Raw genomic sequence first — 515 nt, forward strand, 5'->3', positions numbered from 1 at the left:
TTGACCGCGTCCGTGCTCGTGGCCGACAGCTCGCCCGCCGCCACGTTGCTGATCGTCGTCGGGTTGCCGCCCGGATTCAGCGTCACGCTCTCGTAGTTCACGCTGCCATCCGGATTGCGGTCGTACTGCACCGCTCCCTCGTTCAGGGTTTCGACCGCCTGGTTCGTCGCATACAGCTGCGATCCGTTGACCGCGTCCGTGCTCGTGGCCGAGAGCCGACCCGCCGCCACGTTCGTGATCGTACGCTCGGTGCCCACCGAGCCAACGCTCACCGTGCTGGACGGCGTCGCCCCGGCGAAGCCATACGTCGTCCCCGCTATCGTCCCGCTCGCCGTACCGACCGCCGCGGCCGTTACCGAGTCGGCTCCGAGCGCCACGCTGTCCACATGGTTGGCCTGCGCATCCCGGCCCAAGGCCAGCGCGCTGGTCGCCGTGGCCGTCGCGTGATACCCCACCGCCGTGCTGCCCTGGCCCTGCGCCGACGAGTCCGCCTGCGCCAGGCCCGCTTCGTTCGT

Annotated in this window: 1 pseudogene; it reads right to left on the reverse strand. The window is 70.3% G+C overall.

Annotated elements, in window-relative coordinates:
* A pseudogene (locus WKR98_RS29220) lies at positions 1–515 on the reverse strand (autotransporter adhesin); the annotation flags it as partial.

This window comes from Pigmentiphaga sp. YJ18, from assembly GCF_038066655.1.
In the GTDB taxonomy this organism is placed as follows: domain Bacteria; phylum Pseudomonadota; class Gammaproteobacteria; order Burkholderiales; family Burkholderiaceae_B; genus Pigmentiphaga.